The following is a 16,918-nucleotide window of genomic DNA, read 5'->3' on the forward strand; positions in this document are numbered from 1 at the left end:
TCGACGCTCGTCTACTTCACCGTGCCTGCTGGTCGTCGGTGCAGCCCGAGTAGGTCTATCGTATGGCGCGCGCTGGACGTGGGAAGCCACGTCTCGCTTCCGATCAGCCAGTTTCCGCGGATACGTGGTGATGGCGCTGATGATGGCTGCGTAGCAGGTCCCGGCCGTAGTCGTTGCCGTTCGGTGTCCGAACAATCGTGTGCACGTGGTACGGCTCGGGTTCGGGGTTGTCGAGGAAGATTCCCGAGTGGTTGTCGTACTCGACGAGCAGCACGGGGCCGTGCATCCGGTAGTAGCAGGCCTCACCTGGGTCGCTTCCGCCGATCCAGGCGAAGCGAGTCTCCTCGATGTGGCGCTGAACCTGAGCGCGCTTCGCCTCGAACGGCCCGGGCGGGAGAGCCGCCAGATAGGGACGCGCCACGGCGAGGAGCAACTCGCGTTGGCCGAGTGACAGCGCGTCACCTTTGATGCCCTCGTAGGGGATGACGCGATTGTCCCGGCCAGCACCGGCTCGGTGCCGGCCGTCGATCGCGCCACCGAGTTCCCATGGCAGATCGGTCGAGCTGATCGATGGGTACAGCACGGCCTGGCGCCGTTGTGTCGAGGTGAGCGAGCCGAGTAGTTCGGCGGCTGCTCGGTAGTGCTCGGCGAAGAGGGTATGCCCGTCGAACTCGGTGCCCAGGAAGGTCGGCGTCATGACGAGTTGGTTGCCGACGACCAGGCAATGCAGGTCGAGATGGTGGCCCAAGAGCTGCCACCCCCAGGGCTCGGTGACCGAGGGCGTGCCGAAGATCGTGAACCAGTACTTGAATTCCCGCAACGTGTCCTCGTACCCCGGACAAATGTCGCCGAGCTCCGCGTTGAGCCGCATGGCTGCGCGAACGTTGCGGAATCCGGCGCCGCTCATGCTCGCCGCGATCACGTCGAGGGCTGCGCGGCGCTGTGGTTCTGCGAGGTCGTCGAGTAGTAATCCATGCTCAGGGAAGGTCAGAAAGGCGTTGATCCACAGGCGCCACTCGGGCGCGTCCAGCGGGAGCACCGCTGCCGTGAGTTGCTCGGGGCGCAACCCTTCGAGGTAGCCCTCGGCTGCCCGGACCAGACGCTTGCCGTCGAGACCCTCGTCTGCCAGGTGAAACAGGTCCGGCACTGTCATGCCGTCGGTTGTGATGCCGACGAAGGGTTCTGCAGCGGACTCCACGACCGGAGGCAGCTCGGCGTCTCCGATTACCTCCATCAGGTTTGCGACCTCGGTTTCGTCGCTCAGATCGACTCTGCCGTTGTGGAACGGGAGCTTGGCGGTTCTCGGCCGCGCCGAATGCAACGCATCGCTCATGTCCGGATCACCTCTCGTCGTACGTCAGTGGGGCGAACCGTACTGCGACAAACGTGGCCGACTGATCCGGTTTCCGCCGTCCTACGTCCAGCCAGAGGCTCAAACCGAGGTACCGCGATCGGCGGCCGAGGCGCGGCGAAAAGCGGATGCCCGGGTGGAACTTCTCCCGGTTAGCTGACTCAGACAACTTCGAGACTGGAGGTGGACAGTGCGGTTCGGTGTCCTGTACGACTTTCGCAATCCTGCTGCGTCGCAATGGCATATTCCCTGGCCCGAGTTCTACGGCGGGACCTTCGAGCACATGGAGGAGATGGAGCGACTCGGCTTCGACGCCATCAGCCTGTGTGAGCACCACGGAGACCCCGACGGCTACAACCCCGGGCTCCCGATCACCTTGGCCACTGCGGCGAGCCGCACGAGCACGATCCGGATCGGGACCAACATCATCCAGGTCCCCTTCTACCATCCGGTGCTGCTCGCGGAGCAGCTCGCTGTGCTCGACATCGTGAGTGGGGGCCGCCTCGACGTCGGCCTCGGGCAGGTCGGGCCGACCTTCGACATGGAGTTCCCGATGTTCGGGGTCAACCCACGCCACCGGCCGAGCATGCTCGACGAGGGGCTCGACATCATGCTGCAGGCTTGGCAATCCGAGGAGGCATTTTCCTACCACGGCAAGCGGTGGAATCTCGACGACATCTGGTTGAACCCAAAGCCGCTGCAGGAGCCGCTGCCCGTATGGCTCGTTGCGGCGTTCTCCGACAAGTCGATGGATCGCGTCGCGCAGCGCGGCCTGAACGCGGGTGGCCACGGCGGCTTCATGCTCGGCCTGACCGGCGGTGATATCTGGCGGCAGTGGCTCGAGGCTTGGCACGCTGCCTGTGACCGGGCTCAGCGTCCCCGCGACTACGCCGAGATCTACTCCTTCGGCACCTGTTATGTGACCGACGACCCCGAGAAGGCGTGGGCCGAGCATCGCGAGGGGCTCTTTCATGCATTCCATTACCAGCGGTCGGGCGTTCACCCGTACAGCTCGCTCATGATGGAGACGATCCCGCAGGTCCCGGAGGACATGCCCGGCTGGGAGAAGCTGTTCCAGACGCCCGACCAGGTCATCGCGCAGCTGCGAGCCGACTACGCCCACGGAGGGCCGACCGAGCTGCACCTCATGGCTCGCAGGCCGGGCATGTCGTTCGAGCAGTCCGCCCAGTACCTGCGCAACTTCGCCGAGCAGGTCATGCCCGCCGTGAAGGACCTCTGACCGATGTTCGGGAGTGAATTTCAATGCCGCTGATCAATGTCACGCTAACTAGCGGACGTACCGACGCCCAGATCGCCGCGCTCGGCCCCGCTATCACCCGGGCCGTCGTGGATGCTCTCGACGCGCGCCCCGAGAGCATCCGGGTGTCGATCGCCCTCTGCGAGCCTGAGCACTTCTTCATCGGGGGCGATTCGATGGCCGCGCTGCGGGCGTCCGGCCGACGATGAGTGGTCAGCCTCACGGACTCGAGGAGCCGTCGGAGTCCGCCCTGCGCCGTGCCCTACGCCGGGCATGCGACGGTGTGGCGCTCGACGTATCCGAGGCCGCCGTGCTTCTGGCCGCGCGCGGCGAGAAGCTCGATCAGTTGCTCGACGCCGCCTCGAAGGTGCGTGACGCGGGGCTGATCGACGCCGGCCGTCCCGGCGTCGTCACCTACTCGCGGAAGGTGTTCATCCCACTCAGCCGCCTCTGCCGGGACCGGTGTCACTACTGCACCTTCGCGACGGTGCCACACCGCGTCCCAGCGGCATTTCTCGAGCGCGACGAGGTGCTGGAGATCGCCCGGGCGGGCGCCGCGCAGGGCTGCAAAGAGGCCCTGTTCACGCTGGGGGACCGGCCGGAGGACCGTTGGCCTGCGGCGCGGAAGTGGCTCGACGAGCACGGCTACAACTCGACGCCCGACTACGTCCGGGCCTGCGCGATCGCGGTGCTCGAGGAGACCGGACTGCTGCCGCATCTCAACCCTGGCGTGCTGTCGTGGGAGGAGCTCACGCGGCTCAAACCGGTCGCCCCCTCGATGGGATTGATGTTGGAGACGACGGCGACCCGGCTCTGGTCGGCGAAGGGCGGCCCGCACTATGGCAGCCCGGACAAGGAACCGGCGGTCAGGCTGCGGGCGCTGACCGACGCGGGACGCGTGGGCGTGCCGTTCACCACCGGCTTCCTGGTCGGCATCGGGGAGACCCGGGCCGAGCGCGCGGACTCGATCTTTGCGATCCGCTCGGTAGCCCGGGCGTACGGGCACATCCAGGAAGTCATCGTGCAGAACTTCCGGGCCAAGCCCGACACCGCCATGGCAGGCGACCCCGACGCCGACCTCGAAGAACTCGTGGCTACCATCGCGGTGACTCGGCTGGTGCTGGGGCCCAAGATGCGTGTGCAGGCCCCACCGAACTTGGTCGGCGAACAGTTCGCGCTGATGCTGCGGGCCGGGATCGACGACTGGGGCGGCGTCTCGCCGGTCACCGTGGACCACGTCAACCCGGAGCGCCCGTGGCCGGTCATCGACGAGCTCGCGGCGCGTTCGGCCGACTCAGGATTCACACTGCGGGAGCGGCTCACGGCCTATCCGAATTATGTGTTGGCGGGCTCGCCGTGGATCGACACCCGGCTGCACGCGCACGTCGCGGCGCTCGCCGACCCGCTGACCGGACTGGCCGACGAGAAAGCCGTCGTCGCGGGCCGGCCATGGCAAGAGCCGGACGGCGGGTTCTCCTCGACCGGCCGCACGGACCTGCACATCACCATCGACACAGCGGGTCGCATGGGCGACCGGCGTGGGGATTTCGCATCGGTGTACGGCGACTGGGAATCGCTGCGGTCGTCGGTGGCGGCCTCCCGGCGATCCGCCCCCGAACGTCTCGACATGGACGTCCGAGCGGGACTGGATCTGGCCGCGTCCGACCCCGCCGCGCTGCTCGACCCGGCGAACGCGGATGCCGCCATGTCGGTATTGACCGCCGAAGGTCCGGCACTGAATGAGCTGGCCAGGCTTGCCGACGACGTTCGGCGCCACGTCAACGGGGACGAGGTCACCTACGTCGTCAACCGAAACATCAACTTCTCCAACGTGTGCTATGTCGGATGCCGGTTCTGCGCATTCGCCCAGCGGGAGCGCGACGCCGACGCTTACCGGCTATCGCTACCCGAGATCGCCTCGCGCGCAGTAGAAGCCGCGCAGCACGGCGCTACCGAGGTGTGTGTGCAGGGCGGAATCGACCCGCAGCTACCGGTGACCTTCTATGCTGATCTCGTCCGTGCTGTGCGCGAGGCCGTGCCAGGGATGCACGTACACGCGTTCTCACCGATGGAGATCGTGTCCGCGGCGTCGAAGGCCGGGGCGTCGGTTCGAGAGTGGCTCACCGAGCTGAAGGCGGCTGGGCTCGGGTCGATCCCGGGCACCGCGGCAGAGATCCTCGACGACGAGGTTCGCTGGGTCCTCACCAAAGGGAAGCTGCCTGCGGCGCAGTGGATCGAGGTCGTGTCGACGGCGCACGAACTTGGGATCCCGTCGTCGTCGACGATGATGTACGGACACGTCGACGAACCACGGCACTGGCTGGCGCACCTGCGCACGCTCGCCTCGATCCAGGATCGCACCGGCGGGTTCACCGAGTTCGTCCCTCTGCCGTTCGTGCACCAGAACGCGCCGATCTATCTGGCCGGGATCGCCCGCCCCGGACCCACCGAACGGGACAACCGCGCGGTGCACGCCTTCGCGCGGCTGGCCCTGCACGGGCGGATCGACCACGTCCAGTGCTCCTGGGTGAAGCTCGGCGACCACCTCGCCGTCGACATACTCCGCGGCGGTGCCGACGACTTGGGCGGCACGATCATGGAGGAGACAATTTCTCGAATGGCCGGCTCGGAGAACGGCTCCGCACGGTCCGTGGCGGAGCTGACGGTGATCGCCGCGGCCGCCGGACGTGCGGTCCGGCAGCGCAGCACCACCTACCGAGACCCCGTCACCCCGCTGGGCAACGCGACCAGTCTGAGCTCGGGATGAGCATCGATCTCCTCATCCCGGTCAAGGAACTTCAGCGAGCGAAATCACGACTTCTGCTTCCCACCATCGTGTCTCACGCCAAGACTTCGCTGGTCCTGGCGATGCTAACCGACGTTCTCCAGGCGGCGATAGCGGCGCCGCGTACAGGCCGTGTCGTTGTAGTAACCCCGGATGCTGTGGTCGCCGCGGTTGCGCAGCGCTGCGGCGCCTCAGTCCTGCGTGAGGGGCCGTCGATGGGGCTGAACGAGTCGATATCGCGTGCGGTCGACGCGCAGTCCCACCGAGCTGCGATCGGCATCCTGCTGGCGGACTTGCCGTGTCTTCGATCAGAAGAACTCGACGAAGACCTGCTCGCTGCCGCCGAACACGACCGTGTCGTGTGCCCGGACAGGAATGGGAACGGGACCGTTTTCCTCGGACTCGGCCGGCGCCCGGACGTCTACACCACAGTGTTCGGCCGAGGGTCGTATGCGCGTCACTCCGAGGCAGGCTTTCGTACCGTGCTGACCCGGTCGATTCGCTCACGCCACGACGTCGACACATACCGGGATCTGCTCACCGCACGGACATTCGGCCTCGGACCCACAACTGCGGACTGGTGCACCAGGTTCGTGCCTCGCTAGAGCGCCGTGCGGAAATTAACTTGACAGCTACCCCTGAACGGATGTCCATCCGCTTTCACACCTTGCCGCGGCAAGGACGACCAAATTCCGAAGGCCACCAATAGGCCACTGAGCAGATCGTTCAATCCGATGAATTCACGCGAGAATCGCAGATGGTCCCAGCGGCGACGCGCCGCATGGGCCGAGGACAACAGCACGCGCAAGCATGGCGACACCGAGGCGGAGTTGCTCATCGAGTTCGCCAGTATGTGGGCACCATACGGCGGTCCGGACGAGGAAGAGATCCTCGTTCACTTCGGAATGTCGCGGCACCGGTTCATCGAACGTTTGTGGCAGGTCGTACCTGAGTCCAACTGCGCTCAAGGGGAAATACGTAGTTTAGCGAGGATATACCCCGCGAACGGACGATCCTCGGTTGGCCGGTGAGTCGCTCGGCGGGTCACGTGGACGGAGCGGGCGGCCGGCGATCCGACGGCGATCCGACAGATCCCAGGAAGTTACGCAAACTTCAGCACGCGCCTCACATAGGAACGAAATGTGGAACGCCCTAGTGACAGCGACATTCTCGGCTCTTGTGCTTGTTTGGGGACCGCTCGGTGGGCTTGCTCTAAGGGACCATGCCGCATTCGCAATCGATATCGCCGAGTACAAATGCCGACTAACGGCAGCTGTCGGGCCAGGTGTCCCAACTTCGGAAAGGCGTCACCTCCCGTGAGTTCGTCCACGGGGCAATATCGGCGTTTGATCGAAATCTACTGCGTGTGGGTGACAAATGAGGCGGGAAGGATTGACGACCGAAACACTGGATCCCGTGGGCGACACTGCGGATCGGCAGCAGCTGGCCGAGCCGCTCGTGGCGCAGCGAGACGACAGTGTTGAGGTCACCGGCTGTCTTCCGTAGACGTCTGAGACAGGCTCTGGCACAAATCGAATGCAGTGCGGTAGCGGCGCAGGGCGCGGGAGCGTGTACGGTCAGGTCAGGTCAGCCCGACCGGGCTCGCCTGACCTGACAAGCAGCGGCGCAGCGTGGTGGCCGAGGTCGGCGAGGATCGCGCCGGCGGCGGCGTCATCTGCGGCGGTCCACGGGTGCCCGTCGAGCGCACCGACGGCCCGCACGCCCGTGCGGCGTAGATAGATCAGGACCCCGCCCTGGTGGGCGACCAGTGCCGCGGACTCTGCCAATCGTCTGCGGCAATCACAGCTCAGCGCGCCGAAGACGTCACCGACCGCGCACTCGGCGTGCACCGCCACGAGCGGCCGGGTCGCCGGTTCCCGTCCGATGAGCGCGATGTGCTCGGCGCCGGTGATCTCGTCGCGGTACCCGACGGCGTCGAGCAGGCCGTGCTCGGTGGGTAGTCGGGTAGCGGCGGCCCTGGTGACCCGGCCGCGCTCACCGTCACCGAACCGGAGCCGATGGTCGACGAGTTCGGCAATGCCGAGGATCGGCAGGTCGTGCCGGCCGACGAGAAGGGCGGCGTCTTCGTCGCCGGCCATTCCGCCGTTCGCGCCGACCAGTTCGGCGATCAGGGCGACCGGGGGCAGCCCTGCCAGGCGGCACAGGTCGACTCCGGCCTCGGCGGGCGCGGGCCGGTCGACGACGCCGCCCGCACTGGCCCGCACCGGGAGCACGTGCCCCGGCCGCACGAGGTCGGTGGGCAGCGTCGCGGGATCGGCGAGGACCCGGGCGGTGCGCGCACGATCGGTCGCACTGATACCGGTGCCGACGCCGTGCGCCGCGTCGACAGACACCGTGTAGACCGTGCCGCGCGGATCCTGGTTGTCGCGGACCATGGGGTCCAGGGCGAGGGCGTCGGCGCGTTCGGCGGGGAGCGGCGCGCACAGCAGACCCGAGGTGTGCCGGACGGCCCATGCGGTCCACCGCGGCTCGGCCAGCACTGCGGGGAGGACGACGTTGTACTCGCCGGCCCCGGTGACGTCGTCGGCGACGAGTACCGGGCGCCCGGCGCGCAGGGCGGCCACGGCCAGGCCTACCCTGTCGACTGCAGGTAGGGTCTCGAGGTGGACGGACATCAGGCGCTACCTTTTCTCTGTGCACCGCGGCGGGGCGGGCAGCGCATGGAGTCGGCTTCCGTGGAAGACCAGGGGGCCGACGTGGTCGTGCGTCTCCATGGCCTCGACGCGCAGCAGCGCCAGGTCGTGGTCCCCGGCGGGGACAATCTCGTGCACCGTGCAGTCCAGCCACGCCGCTGCGTCGTGGAGGAGCACCGCGCCGGCGTCGGTGACGGTGTACTCGATGCCAGCGAACCGATCCCCGGTCTTGGACGCGATCTGTCGGCACGCACGGTCGTGCGTCGACCCGAGCACCGACAGCCCGAGCCTTGGCCGGGCGGCCAGCAGCGGCCAGGTCGTGGAGGTGTGCTGGACGCACACCGCCACCAGCGGCGGATCCATCGACACCGTGACGAACGAGCTCGCGGCGATGCCGATCGGCGCGCCGTCGCGGAGCGCACAGACAGCGGTGACCCCACTGGGGAAGGCGCGGTAGGCCCGGCGCAGCGCGTCGGTCTCGGTGGGGTCAGGGACGGTCATCGTTGTTCCCATGACGACTTGCGACATCGTTTCCTCCAAGGTTCGGGTTCAGCAGCAGCCGAGTTCGAGCGAGCCCAGCCAATCGATCGAGACAGTCACGACGTCACCGGGCCCGACTGGGACCGCAGCGGTCAGCCCGCCCGAAAGCACTATCTGGCCCGCTCGCAGGCTCTCGCCGTCGACCGCGAGCTGTCGGGCGAGCCACGCGACGGCCGCGGCCGGATGACCGAGTGCGGCCGCGCCCGACGCGGTGGCCACGACCGTCCCATTCTTCTCCAGCACCACTCCGGCGAGTCGAAGGTCGATGCCCGCCGGGCTCACCGGGGTGCCGACGACGTACCGGGCGGCCGAGGTGTTGTCCGCGACGACGTCGGCCATCGTGAACCGGTAGTCGGCGTAGCGGGAGTCGAGCACCTCGATCCCGACCGCGACGCCGGACGACGCGGCGATCACCTCCGCTGCGGTCACATGCGGGCCGGCGAGGTCGCGGCCGAGGGTGAACACGATCTCGGGCTCGCACCGCGGCTGGATGAGCCGAGAGGTGTCCAGCCGCTCGCCCAGATCGACCGCCGCTGCGCCGGCGAGGAAGCCGTAGACCGGATCCGCGAGACCGACCTGGGCTTGTTTGGCCCGCGACGTGACGCCCAGCTTCCACCCGGCCAACGGGACGGAAGTCGAGCGCAATATGCGCTGGACACGGTATGCCGTGGCGAGGTCGAAATCGGGGTGCTCGACCGAGGGCTGTGTGATCGCGGTGCGGTTCGCGGCCGCTTCGCCCAAGCGCCCGGCCAGCTCACTGATGCCGATCATGCGACCACCCGCACTGTCACCGGCCCGAGCCGGTCGAAGTCGGCCCGGAACACATCACCGGGCGTCATCGGCACGGCGGCGTGTAGCGCGCCGGTCATGATCAGGTGCCCGGGTTCGAGGGCGATACCGTTCTGGCCCAACACGTTCGCGAGCCATGCGACGACGGCGACCGGGTCGCCCAACGCAGCCGCGCCGGCGCCGGTGTCGATCAGCTCGCCGTTGCGGGTCAACGTCATCCCGACCAGCCGGGCGTCCAGGTCGGCGACCGGCACGATCCGGCTCGACATCGCGACCGCGCCGTTTGAGGCAAGGTCGGCGACGGTGTCGGCCAGCTTGATGCGCCAGTCGGCGATCCGGGAGTCCACGATCTCCATCCCGGCGACCGCGCTGGCGAGCGCAGCGCGTGCCTGTACAACGGTCACGCCCGGGCCAACCAGCCGCTCGCCGAGCACGAACACGATCTCCGCCTCGACCCTCGGCGCGATGAACCGGCTCACCGGGATCTCACCGCCGTCCTGGTAAACGGTCGAAGCCAGCACCGGGCCGTAGTCGGGGGAGTCCACGCCGATCAGCTTCTGCATAGGTTCGGAGGTCAGGCCGACCTTGTACCCGACGATCCGGTCGCCGTCGGCGAGCAACAGGTCGATCAGTTCGCGCTGCACGGCATATCCGTCGGCCATCCCCAGCGTCGGGTCGGCGTCGGTGAACGGCGGGATCGGTACACGGGTCCGTCGGGCGTCGTAGAGCGCCTGGGCCTTGGCGCGCGCGTTCAGTGTCACAGCCGGCCTCGAGCCTGGGAATTTGTCGCCGCGAGATCGATGGCGACGTCGATGATCATGTCTTCTTGGCCGCCGACGAGGCCGAGTTCGCCGCAGCGCGTGAGTATTTCGTGGGCGGGTACCTTGTATCGTTGTGCGGCGGTCTCGGCGTGCAGCAGGAAACTGGAGTAGACCCCGGCCCAGCCCTGGACGACGGCGTTGCGGTCCATCTTCGGCCAGCGCTTCAGGTAGGGATGGACCACGTCTTCGGCGGCGTGCAGCAAGGCTACGACGTCGAGCCCGGTGTCGATGCCCAAGCGATCGAACACGGCCGCGAGGACCTCGGTCGGGGAGTTGCCGGCGCCGGCGCCGAGCGCGCAGAGCGACCCGTCGATGTAGCGCACGCCGACCTCGTGGGCGATGACGGAGTTGGCGACGCCGAAACTCATGTTCTGGTGGCCGTGGTAGCCGACCCAGGCCTCGTCGCCGACCTCGGCGACCACCGCTTCGAACCGAGCGCGGGCCTCGTGCATGAGCAGAGCGCCGGCGGAGTCGGTGACGTACGGGGTCTGGCAGCCGGCGTCGACCATGATCCGCGCCTGTGCGGCCAGGTTTTCAGGTGAGGTGCGGTGGGCCATCATGAGAAATCCGGCGGTCTCCATGCCCAGGTCGCGAGCGGCGCCGAAGTGCTGGCGGGACACGTCGGCCTCGGTGCAATGGGTGGCGACGCGGACCATATCCGCGCCGTGGTCGCGGGCCCTCTTCAAGTCGTCGACGGTGCCGATGCCGGGAACGAGCAGCACGGCGATCTTGGCCTGCGTGGCCTCCTCGCGCGCCGCGGAGATGAGCGCCATCTCGTCGGTGTGGGAGAACCCGTAATTGAACGTCGACCCGCCGAGCCCGTCGCCGTGGGTGACCTCGACGACCTCCACACCAGCGGCGTCGAGCGCCCGGACGGTCTCACGGACCTGGGTCTCGGTGAACTGGTGGGCCACAGCGTGCGAACCGTCACGCAAGGTGGTGTCGACGATCCGGACGTCGTGGGCGAGTTGTGGGAAGGTCACGCGGCGACTCCGATCTTCTGTCGGGCCATCAGCTCGCCCACCCGGGCGGCGGCCGCGGTCATGATGTCGAGGTTGCCGGCGTAGGGCGGCAGGTAATCGCCGTTGCCCGTGACCTCGAGGAACAGCGCAACGCGCGCACGCCCGCCCCAGGACTCGCGCGGCTCGTCGAATTGCGGCTCGGCGCGCAGCGTGTAGCCCGGCACGTACTGCTGGACCTCGGCGACCATGTCGTGCACCGACGTGGCGATGGCGGCACGGTCTGCGTCGGCGCAGATCATGCAGAACACGGTGTCGCGCATGATCATCGGCGGCTCGACAGGATTCAGCACGATGATCGCCTTGCCGCGGCCGGCACCCCCGACCTCGGCGACGGCGCTACCCGTGGTCTGGGTGAACTCGTCGATGTTCGCCCGTGTGCCGGGGCCGGCCGAACGGGAGGCGACGGAGGCGACGATCTCCGCGTACGGCACCGCAATGACTCGCGAGACGGCGTGGACCATCGGGATCGTGGCCTGCCCGCCGCACGTGATCATCGATACGTTCGCAGCGTCGATGTGGTCGCGCAGGTTGACCGGCGGGCACACCATCGGGCCAAGGTGCGCCGGCGTGAGATCGACGGCCTGGATGCCTGCCTCGGCGTAGCGCGGCGCGTTCGCTGCGTGCGCCTGCGCCGACGTCGCCTCGAACACGATCTCGGGCAGGGGGTCCTGCCGCAGCAGCCAGTCCACTCCCTCCGCCGACGCCGCGATCCCCTGCTGACGGGCCCGGGCGAGGCCGTCGGACTCCACCACCCCGACCACGTACTGCACGTCGATCACGCTGCTGCGCCGCAGCTTCGCCAGCAGATCGGTGCCAATATTGCCCGGCCCCACGATCGCGGCCGTCACCTTTCTCGAACTCATCGTCGTCCTTCACTTGTGGTCGGCGCCTGTCCTCGACGTCCGGCAGGCTCCGGCTCCCGGACGAATGCACGCAGCAGATCAGCCATCCGTCCCGGTTCATCGACCATGGCGCCGTGGCCGCTGTCGTTCAGCGTCTCGACCTGCCAGCCCGACAGGTTCTGTTCCCGCAGCCAGTCGGCCCACCGCGGGTCTGCGATCCGGTCGTGCGCACCCCACATCACGAGAACGGGCACATCGACCTCGTGCAGCCGCTCCCGGTAGTCGATGTCGGCGGCATGGGCGAAGTAGCGCAGGCCGAGGTGGACGGGCAGGTCGAGGCACTTGCCGGCGAGCCAGGTCCCCGTTGCTGCGGGGGTCTGGTGGTAGAAGTTGTCGACGATCCCGAGCAGGAGGCCGACATAGTCGGCGGCGAGCGCCGCGGACAACCCGGCGTAGGCATCTGCAGGCATGCCCGGTGCGCCCTCGCTGCCCACGATCAGGGCCGGCACCGCCGGACCGACGAGCGCGAGCCGGCTGATCCGGCGTTCCTGGTTGTGCCCGAGTACCGCCTGGGTTGCGACCGCGCCACCGAGCGAGTGGCCCACGACCGTCACATCGTGAAGATCGAGCCGCTCGGCGATCGCGACGAGGTCACGCCCCAGTTCGTCGAGGGCGTAGTCCGAGTCCGGCTTGTCGGAAGCACCGTGTCCGCGGGGGTCGAACGTGATGCATCTGTGCGTGGGTGCGAGTTCTGCGACGAGCCAGTTCCACAGGTCGAGGTTGTTGGCGAACCCCGGATGGAACAGCAGGGCCGGGCCGGAGCCCGCGTCGCGGTAGTGCAGCGCGGTTCCGTCGTCGACAGTGATGGTGCCCATTGGCTTGTCCTTGTCGTCTGTGTCAGGAAGGTTGTGGCGTGACTGCGGGGAGCACCGCGGCTCCGCCAGCGACGAGGGAATCGATCTGGTCGCCGAATCCGAGCTCTCGCAGCAGGTCTTCGGTGTGCCAGCCGACTGGCGGGGCCGGCGTGCCCGCCCGCATCGGTGTTGCGGTGAGCCGTGGGACCGGCGCGACCAGCCGTCCGGTGCCGCCCTGCGGGAATTCCACGAATCGAGACAGGCCGTGCGTGCGGGCCCACGGGTCATTCATCGCGTCGTCGATCGAGTTCCAGGCGTGGGCGCCGAGCCCTGCGTCGGTGAGCCGCTGTGCCCACACCGCACGGGAAGCGGTGGAGAAGCGAGCCGCCAGAGCTGCTTCGAGGTCGGGGGTTTCTGTGACACCCTCGAGCCCAGCGACACCCGCGAGGGTTCTCCTGGTCGCCGCGGTGTCTGGAGCGCCGAGGTAGAACCAGCCGTCCGAGGCGAGGTATAGGTGCTCGGTGGGGCTGGTGCCGCGGCAGCCCAGTCCGCCGGGATCGTCCCAGTCCCGCCGCCGGTGCGCGATCATGTAGGGCACCTGAAAGAGGCCGGCCGCCTGGGCGAGTGACGACCCGACCCACTGGCCTTCGCCGGTACGCATCCGGTGAAACAGTGCCAGCATGATCGCGAGCGCGGTGAGATGTCCTGTGCCGCAATCATTGACCGCGAACGGCTGCATGATCGGGTGCTCTGCGTCTTTGCCGAACCGAACCTGCATCCCCGTGACGGTCTGCCCGACCTGCTCGTGGCCGCGGTATTCCGCGCGGGGCCCGACCGGGCCGTGCGCCGACAGTCGCGAGTACACGATGTCGGTCCGGTACCCCCGCACCGTCGGCTCGTCGATGCCCAGACGCTCGGCCACGGCTTCGGAGAAGTTGGTCGAGAGTACGTCGGCGCGCTTGAGCAACTCCCGGAAGACGTCGAGCCCGCCGGGGCGCTTGAGATCCAGGCTCATCGAACGCTTCCCGCCGTTGGTGATCCGGTGGTAAGCCTGCGATGCGCGCCCGTGCGGGTTCGACACCTGAACGACGTCGGCCCCGTACTCCAGCAGGATCCGACCGACGGTCGGCCCGGCAAGCAACTGACAGGTGTCGACGACGAGAACGCCCTCCAGAGCCGACGCCACGGTTCCGCTTGAGCGCCGTCCAGGCGCCTCCGGCGCGCTCGACCATGTCGGTGCTCGGCCGCCGGTGGGCAGCTCGCGGGGGCGCCGGACCTCGGGCGGGGTCGCAGACATGGTGACGGTGTGACCCAACTGGTGGGTGACGCCCAACTCCGGGTCGGGCAGCGTAATCACCGATCGGGTCGCTCGAGCCTGCTCGTCGTAGAGCAGCCATTCCTGCGTCGTGGCGCACTCGGTGAGATCGCAGTCGGGGTTGACCAGTCGCTCCCACTCCGCGGCAGGCCGCTGCAGGAATATCGGTTCGAGGTGTCCACGCAGCTTGGAGCGCAGCCGCGGGTCGTCCCAGAAGCGGGCGAGCGGGATGTCCAGCACCCCGGCTTCGGCCCACTCTGCACGCATTCCGACGAGCTCGGCGAAGGTCTCCAGCTGCCGGCCTTCCAGCCAGGACAGATGAACCCACCGGCCGTCCGCGCACCGATAGTGGTCGGCTGTCGGGGGATCGAAGCTGCCGCCGAGCTGGAACGACTGCGGCACGACGGCGTCGGCGGGCCGGTCGGGAGCTTCGCCCGCGACCTGGTCGCCGTAGAAGCGGGTGATCTCGAAGCACGCGTCGAACAGAGACGTCTCGATGCGCTGCCCGACGCCCGTCCGCTCACGCGCAATGAGCGCGGCGACAACGCAATTGAGACCGATCATCGCGGCGAACACCGACGCGAGCGGCATGGTGTTCACGATGGGCTCGCCGCCCGGTGCGAAGTCGCGCTGCGGATACAACCCGGCCGCCGCACTGACCACTCCCTCGTGCGCGTACACGCTCGCCCTGGGGTCGTCGGAAGCAAAGCCCGGCAGCGAGCAATAGATCAACGACGGGTTGTCCTGCCGTACCGTGTCGAATCCCAGCCCGAGCCGCTCCATGACGCCGGGGCGGAAGTTCTCCACCACCACGTCGGCGGAGACGACGAGCCGGCGGGCCTCGGCCAATCCGACGGGATCGGTGAGGTCGAGAACGACGCCGCGCTTTCCGCGTTGCAGGATCGCGTTTGCCTCGCTGCGCCACCGCGGACCGCCCGGGGGTTCGACCCGGATCACCTCTGCACCGTGGTCTGCCAGGATCATCGCCACGAGCGGACCTGCCACATACTGCCCGAAGTCGACCACCCGGATTCCTGCCAGCGCTCCACCGGATGATTCCATGGGAGTCAACGGACTTCCAGAGAACGGAGTGCGGGGACGATCTCCTTGGCGTAGAGCTCCATGGACCGCATAGTTTGGTCGCGCGTGAGCTGGCCGAAGGAGAACCAGTTCATGAGATGACCGCAACCGATCTCCTCGACCTGTGCGACCAACTGGTCGCGCACCGTGCTTGGTGACCCGACAACGACTGCGCCCGAAGCCTGCAGGTCCTCGAACCGGACCCCGCCCTCCGCAGCGAACGGCGCAAAGAACGACGAGTAACCCTCGTAGCCGGGAGCCATGTGCCCGAGGTCGTCCGGCACGGCCGCCTCCTTGAACAAGCGGAAGACATGATCCAGCGCCGGCTCGGCAAGGTCACGTGCCTCCTCGTCCGAATCCGCCACGAAGATGTTGCGCATCACGCCGATCTGCTCGGGAGCGGTCGAGTGGCCCGCGTCAGCCGCCGCTTCGTTGTAGATGTTGCGGAACTGGGCCATGACCTTGGCCGGCATAAACGCCAGCGAAAGTCGGTAGCCCTTGCTGCCGGCCCAGGCGATGGTCGCCGGGCTCAGTGCGGTCACCCATATCCGTGGGGTTCGACGCGGACGCGGATAGATCGAGACGTCGTCGTAGTGGAAGAACCGGCCATGATGAGTGAATCGTGGCTGCTCCCATGCCTTGTGCATGAGTTCAAGAGACTCCTCGAACCAGGGCCGGGTGTCCTCCAACGGGAACCCTTCCTTGCGGAATTCGTGGTCGTCGGCGCCACGGCCGAGGCCGACCTCGAGGCGGCCTCTGGTGAGGTAGTCGAGCATCGCCGTCTCCTCAGCGAGCCGTCGCGGGTTGTGGAACGCCGTGACGTTGCACATCGCTCCCAACCGCAGGGTGTTCGTTCGCTGCGCGACCGCGGCGACGAGCAGGTTGGGCGAGGGGCTCATGTTGTACGCGGTGAAGTGGTGCTCGGAGAACAGCACACCGTCGTACCCGAGTTCCTCTGCCTTGACCCACGCGTCGAGGTGCCAGTCGAACTCGTCCTCGACCAGCGCCGGGTCGAGGCCCTCGGGAGCGGAGTCGTATGGGTAGTTGAAGATATCGAAGAGCCAGGACTTAACCATGCCCGCAACCGTAGGAACGGCGAGGGCGCCGCAGCGTCCACTAAGCGCGGATACAGGTCCAGATTCCGCCTGTTCTTCGTCGGCCGCCGGAGCGCGGATTGTCGCTCGCGTAGGTTTGACGTGTCGCGTGTGGATGAAGCGGTTTGTCTTGCGCGACGTCGCCCGCGCGTTGCCGATATTCGACTCCTTTGGCTGAAGAGGCCATCGCTCACGCCGTACCGGTTCCGGTATCTCGCGCGATTCTCAATTTGGCAGCTGGATTCACCGGCGATGAAGGCGGCACCAGCCGTACGGGAGCAGCTAGGTAGACATCAGGTCCGAATTCTGGAGGCAGTGCAGAAGTGATAAAGCTTGGATATAAGGCGTCTGCGGAGCAGTTCGGTCCGCGGGAGTTGGTGGAGCTGGGTGTGCTGGCGGAGCAACACGGCATGGATTCGGCGACGGTGTCGGATCATTTCCAGCCGTGGCGGCACGAAGGTGGTCATGCGCCGTTCTCGCTGGCGTGGATGACGGCGGTGGGGGAGCGGACGG

The 16,918-nt window shown here is 67.6% G+C and carries 15 protein-coding genes; 5 read left to right on the plus strand and 10 right to left on the minus strand.

Features of this window, described 5'->3' with window-relative positions:
- Positions 1 to 103 precede the first annotated feature (103 nt).
- On the minus strand, positions 104 to 1,333 hold the full coding sequence (locus P3H15_RS43595; protein WP_276142978.1) for a DUF3500 domain-containing protein: 1,230 nt from the start codon (positions 1,331 to 1,333) through the stop codon (positions 104 to 106).
- A 208-nt stretch (positions 1,334 to 1,541) separates the two neighbouring features.
- Between P3H15_RS43595 and P3H15_RS43600 the strand changes: the two genes are divergently transcribed.
- Genes P3H15_RS43600 through cofC form a run of 4 tightly spaced genes read left to right on the plus strand, consistent with a single transcriptional unit; the run spans position 1,542 to position 5,999 of the window.
- Positions 1,542 to 2,591, plus strand: coding sequence for an LLM class flavin-dependent oxidoreductase (locus P3H15_RS43600; RefSeq protein WP_276142979.1), 1,050 nt, complete (start codon positions 1,542 to 1,544; stop codon positions 2,589 to 2,591).
- A 23-nt stretch (positions 2,592 to 2,614) separates the two neighbouring features.
- On the plus strand, positions 2,615 to 2,818 hold the full coding sequence (locus P3H15_RS43605; RefSeq protein ID WP_276142980.1) for a 4-oxalocrotonate tautomerase family protein: 204 nt from the start codon (positions 2,615 to 2,617) through the stop codon (positions 2,816 to 2,818).
- Positions 2,815 to 5,376, plus strand: a complete 2,562-nt coding sequence (locus P3H15_RS43610; RefSeq protein WP_276142981.1) for a bifunctional FO biosynthesis protein CofGH — start codon at positions 2,815 to 2,817, stop codon at positions 5,374 to 5,376. Before P3H15_RS43605 ends, P3H15_RS43610 begins: the two co-directional genes overlap by 4 nt.
- Positions 5,373 to 5,999: a 2-phospho-L-lactate guanylyltransferase gene (gene cofC / locus P3H15_RS43615; protein WP_276142982.1), complete on the plus strand. Its 627-nt coding sequence runs from the start codon at positions 5,373 to 5,375 to the stop codon at positions 5,997 to 5,999. The genes P3H15_RS43610 and cofC overlap by 4 nt, the downstream gene beginning before the upstream one ends.
- Before the next feature lie 972 nt (positions 6,000 to 6,971).
- Here cofC and P3H15_RS43625 read toward each other — a convergent pair.
- Genes P3H15_RS43625 through P3H15_RS43665 form a run of 9 tightly spaced genes read right to left on the minus strand, consistent with a single transcriptional unit; the run spans position 6,972 to position 16,387 of the window.
- Entirely contained in the window at positions 6,972 to 8,030 is a 1,059-nt protein-coding gene (locus P3H15_RS43625) for a 3,4-dihydroxy-2-butanone-4-phosphate synthase (RefSeq protein WP_276142984.1), read from the minus strand.
- A 6-nt stretch (positions 8,031 to 8,036) separates the two neighbouring features.
- Complete coding sequence (locus P3H15_RS43630; protein WP_276142985.1) at positions 8,037 to 8,549, minus strand: flavin reductase family protein; 513 nt, start codon at positions 8,547 to 8,549, stop codon at positions 8,037 to 8,039.
- A gap of 48 nt (positions 8,550 to 8,597) precedes the next feature.
- The gene (locus P3H15_RS43635; RefSeq protein ID WP_276142986.1) at positions 8,598 to 9,359 is read right to left on the minus strand and encodes a 2-keto-4-pentenoate hydratase; all 762 of its coding nucleotides are present in this window, start codon (positions 9,357 to 9,359) and stop codon (positions 8,598 to 8,600) included.
- Positions 9,356 to 10,138, minus strand: coding sequence for a 2-keto-4-pentenoate hydratase (locus P3H15_RS43640; protein ID WP_276142987.1), 783 nt, complete (start codon positions 10,136 to 10,138; stop codon positions 9,356 to 9,358). The genes P3H15_RS43635 and P3H15_RS43640 overlap by 4 nt, the downstream gene beginning before the upstream one ends.
- A complete protein-coding gene (gene dmpG / locus P3H15_RS43645) occupies positions 10,135 to 11,181 on the minus strand; it encodes a 4-hydroxy-2-oxovalerate aldolase (RefSeq protein WP_276142988.1) in 1,047 nt (348 codons plus the stop codon). The genes P3H15_RS43640 and dmpG overlap by 4 nt, the downstream gene beginning before the upstream one ends.
- Complete coding sequence (locus tag P3H15_RS43650; RefSeq protein WP_276142989.1) at positions 11,178 to 12,083, minus strand: acetaldehyde dehydrogenase (acetylating); 906 nt, start codon at positions 12,081 to 12,083, stop codon at positions 11,178 to 11,180. The genes dmpG and P3H15_RS43650 overlap by 4 nt, the downstream gene beginning before the upstream one ends.
- Positions 12,080 to 12,937 (minus strand): alpha/beta fold hydrolase, encoded by an 858-nt coding sequence (locus P3H15_RS43655; RefSeq protein ID WP_276142990.1) that lies wholly within the window; start codon positions 12,935 to 12,937, stop codon positions 12,080 to 12,082. The genes P3H15_RS43650 and P3H15_RS43655 overlap by 4 nt, the downstream gene beginning before the upstream one ends.
- 22 nt (positions 12,938 to 12,959) lie before the next feature.
- Entirely contained in the window at positions 12,960 to 15,293 is a 2,334-nt protein-coding gene (locus P3H15_RS43660) for a CaiB/BaiF CoA-transferase family protein (protein WP_276142991.1), read from the minus strand.
- A 5-nt stretch (positions 15,294 to 15,298) separates the two neighbouring features.
- Entirely contained in the window at positions 15,299 to 16,387 is a 1,089-nt protein-coding gene (locus tag P3H15_RS43665; protein WP_276142992.1) for an LLM class flavin-dependent oxidoreductase, read from the minus strand.
- A 341-nt stretch (positions 16,388 to 16,728) separates the two neighbouring features.
- Here P3H15_RS43665 and P3H15_RS43670 point away from each other — a divergent pair.
- Positions 16,729 to 16,918 (plus strand): LLM class flavin-dependent oxidoreductase (locus tag P3H15_RS43670; protein ID WP_346348846.1); only part of this gene is annotated, 190 nt, incomplete at its 3' end.

Source organism: Rhodococcus sp. T2V (genome assembly GCF_029269925.1).
In the GTDB taxonomy this organism is placed as follows: Bacteria; Actinomycetota; Actinomycetes; order Mycobacteriales; family Mycobacteriaceae; genus Rhodococcus_F; species Rhodococcus_F koreensis.

What these genes read in the sequence shown, in the direction of transcription:
- P3H15_RS43595 (WP_276142978.1), bottom strand. Translation starts at nt 1,333, where the DNA reads ATGAGCGATGCGTTGCATTCGGCGCGGCCGAGAACCGCCAAGCTCCCG.
- P3H15_RS43605 (WP_276142980.1), top strand. Translation starts at nt 2,615, where the DNA reads ATGCCGCTGATCAATGTCACGCTAACTAGCGGACGTACCGACGCCCAG.
- P3H15_RS43610 (WP_276142981.1), top strand. Translation starts at nt 2,815, where the DNA reads ATGAGTGGTCAGCCTCACGGACTCGAGGAGCCGTCGGAGTCCGCCCTG.
- cofC (WP_276142982.1), top strand. Translation starts at nt 5,373, where the DNA reads ATGAGCATCGATCTCCTCATCCCGGTCAAGGAACTTCAGCGAGCGAAA.
- P3H15_RS43625 (WP_276142984.1), bottom strand. Translation starts at nt 8,030, where the DNA reads ATGTCCGTCCACCTCGAGACCCTACCTGCAGTCGACAGGGTAGGCCTG.
- P3H15_RS43630 (WP_276142985.1), bottom strand. Translation starts at nt 8,549, where the DNA reads ATGACCGTCCCTGACCCCACCGAGACCGACGCGCTGCGCCGGGCCTAC.
- P3H15_RS43635 (WP_276142986.1), bottom strand. Translation starts at nt 9,359, where the DNA reads ATGATCGGCATCAGTGAGCTGGCCGGGCGCTTGGGCGAAGCGGCCGCG.
- P3H15_RS43650 (WP_276142989.1), bottom strand. Translation starts at nt 12,083, where the DNA reads ATGAGTTCGAGAAAGGTGACGGCCGCGATCGTGGGGCCGGGCAATATT.
- P3H15_RS43655 (WP_276142990.1), bottom strand. Translation starts at nt 12,937, where the DNA reads ATGGGCACCATCACTGTCGACGACGGAACCGCGCTGCACTACCGCGAC.
- P3H15_RS43660 (WP_276142991.1), bottom strand. Translation starts at nt 15,293, where the DNA reads ATGGAATCATCCGGTGGAGCGCTGGCAGGAATCCGGGTGGTCGACTTC.
- P3H15_RS43665 (WP_276142992.1), bottom strand. Translation starts at nt 16,387, where the DNA reads ATGGTTAAGTCCTGGCTCTTCGATATCTTCAACTACCCATACGACTCC.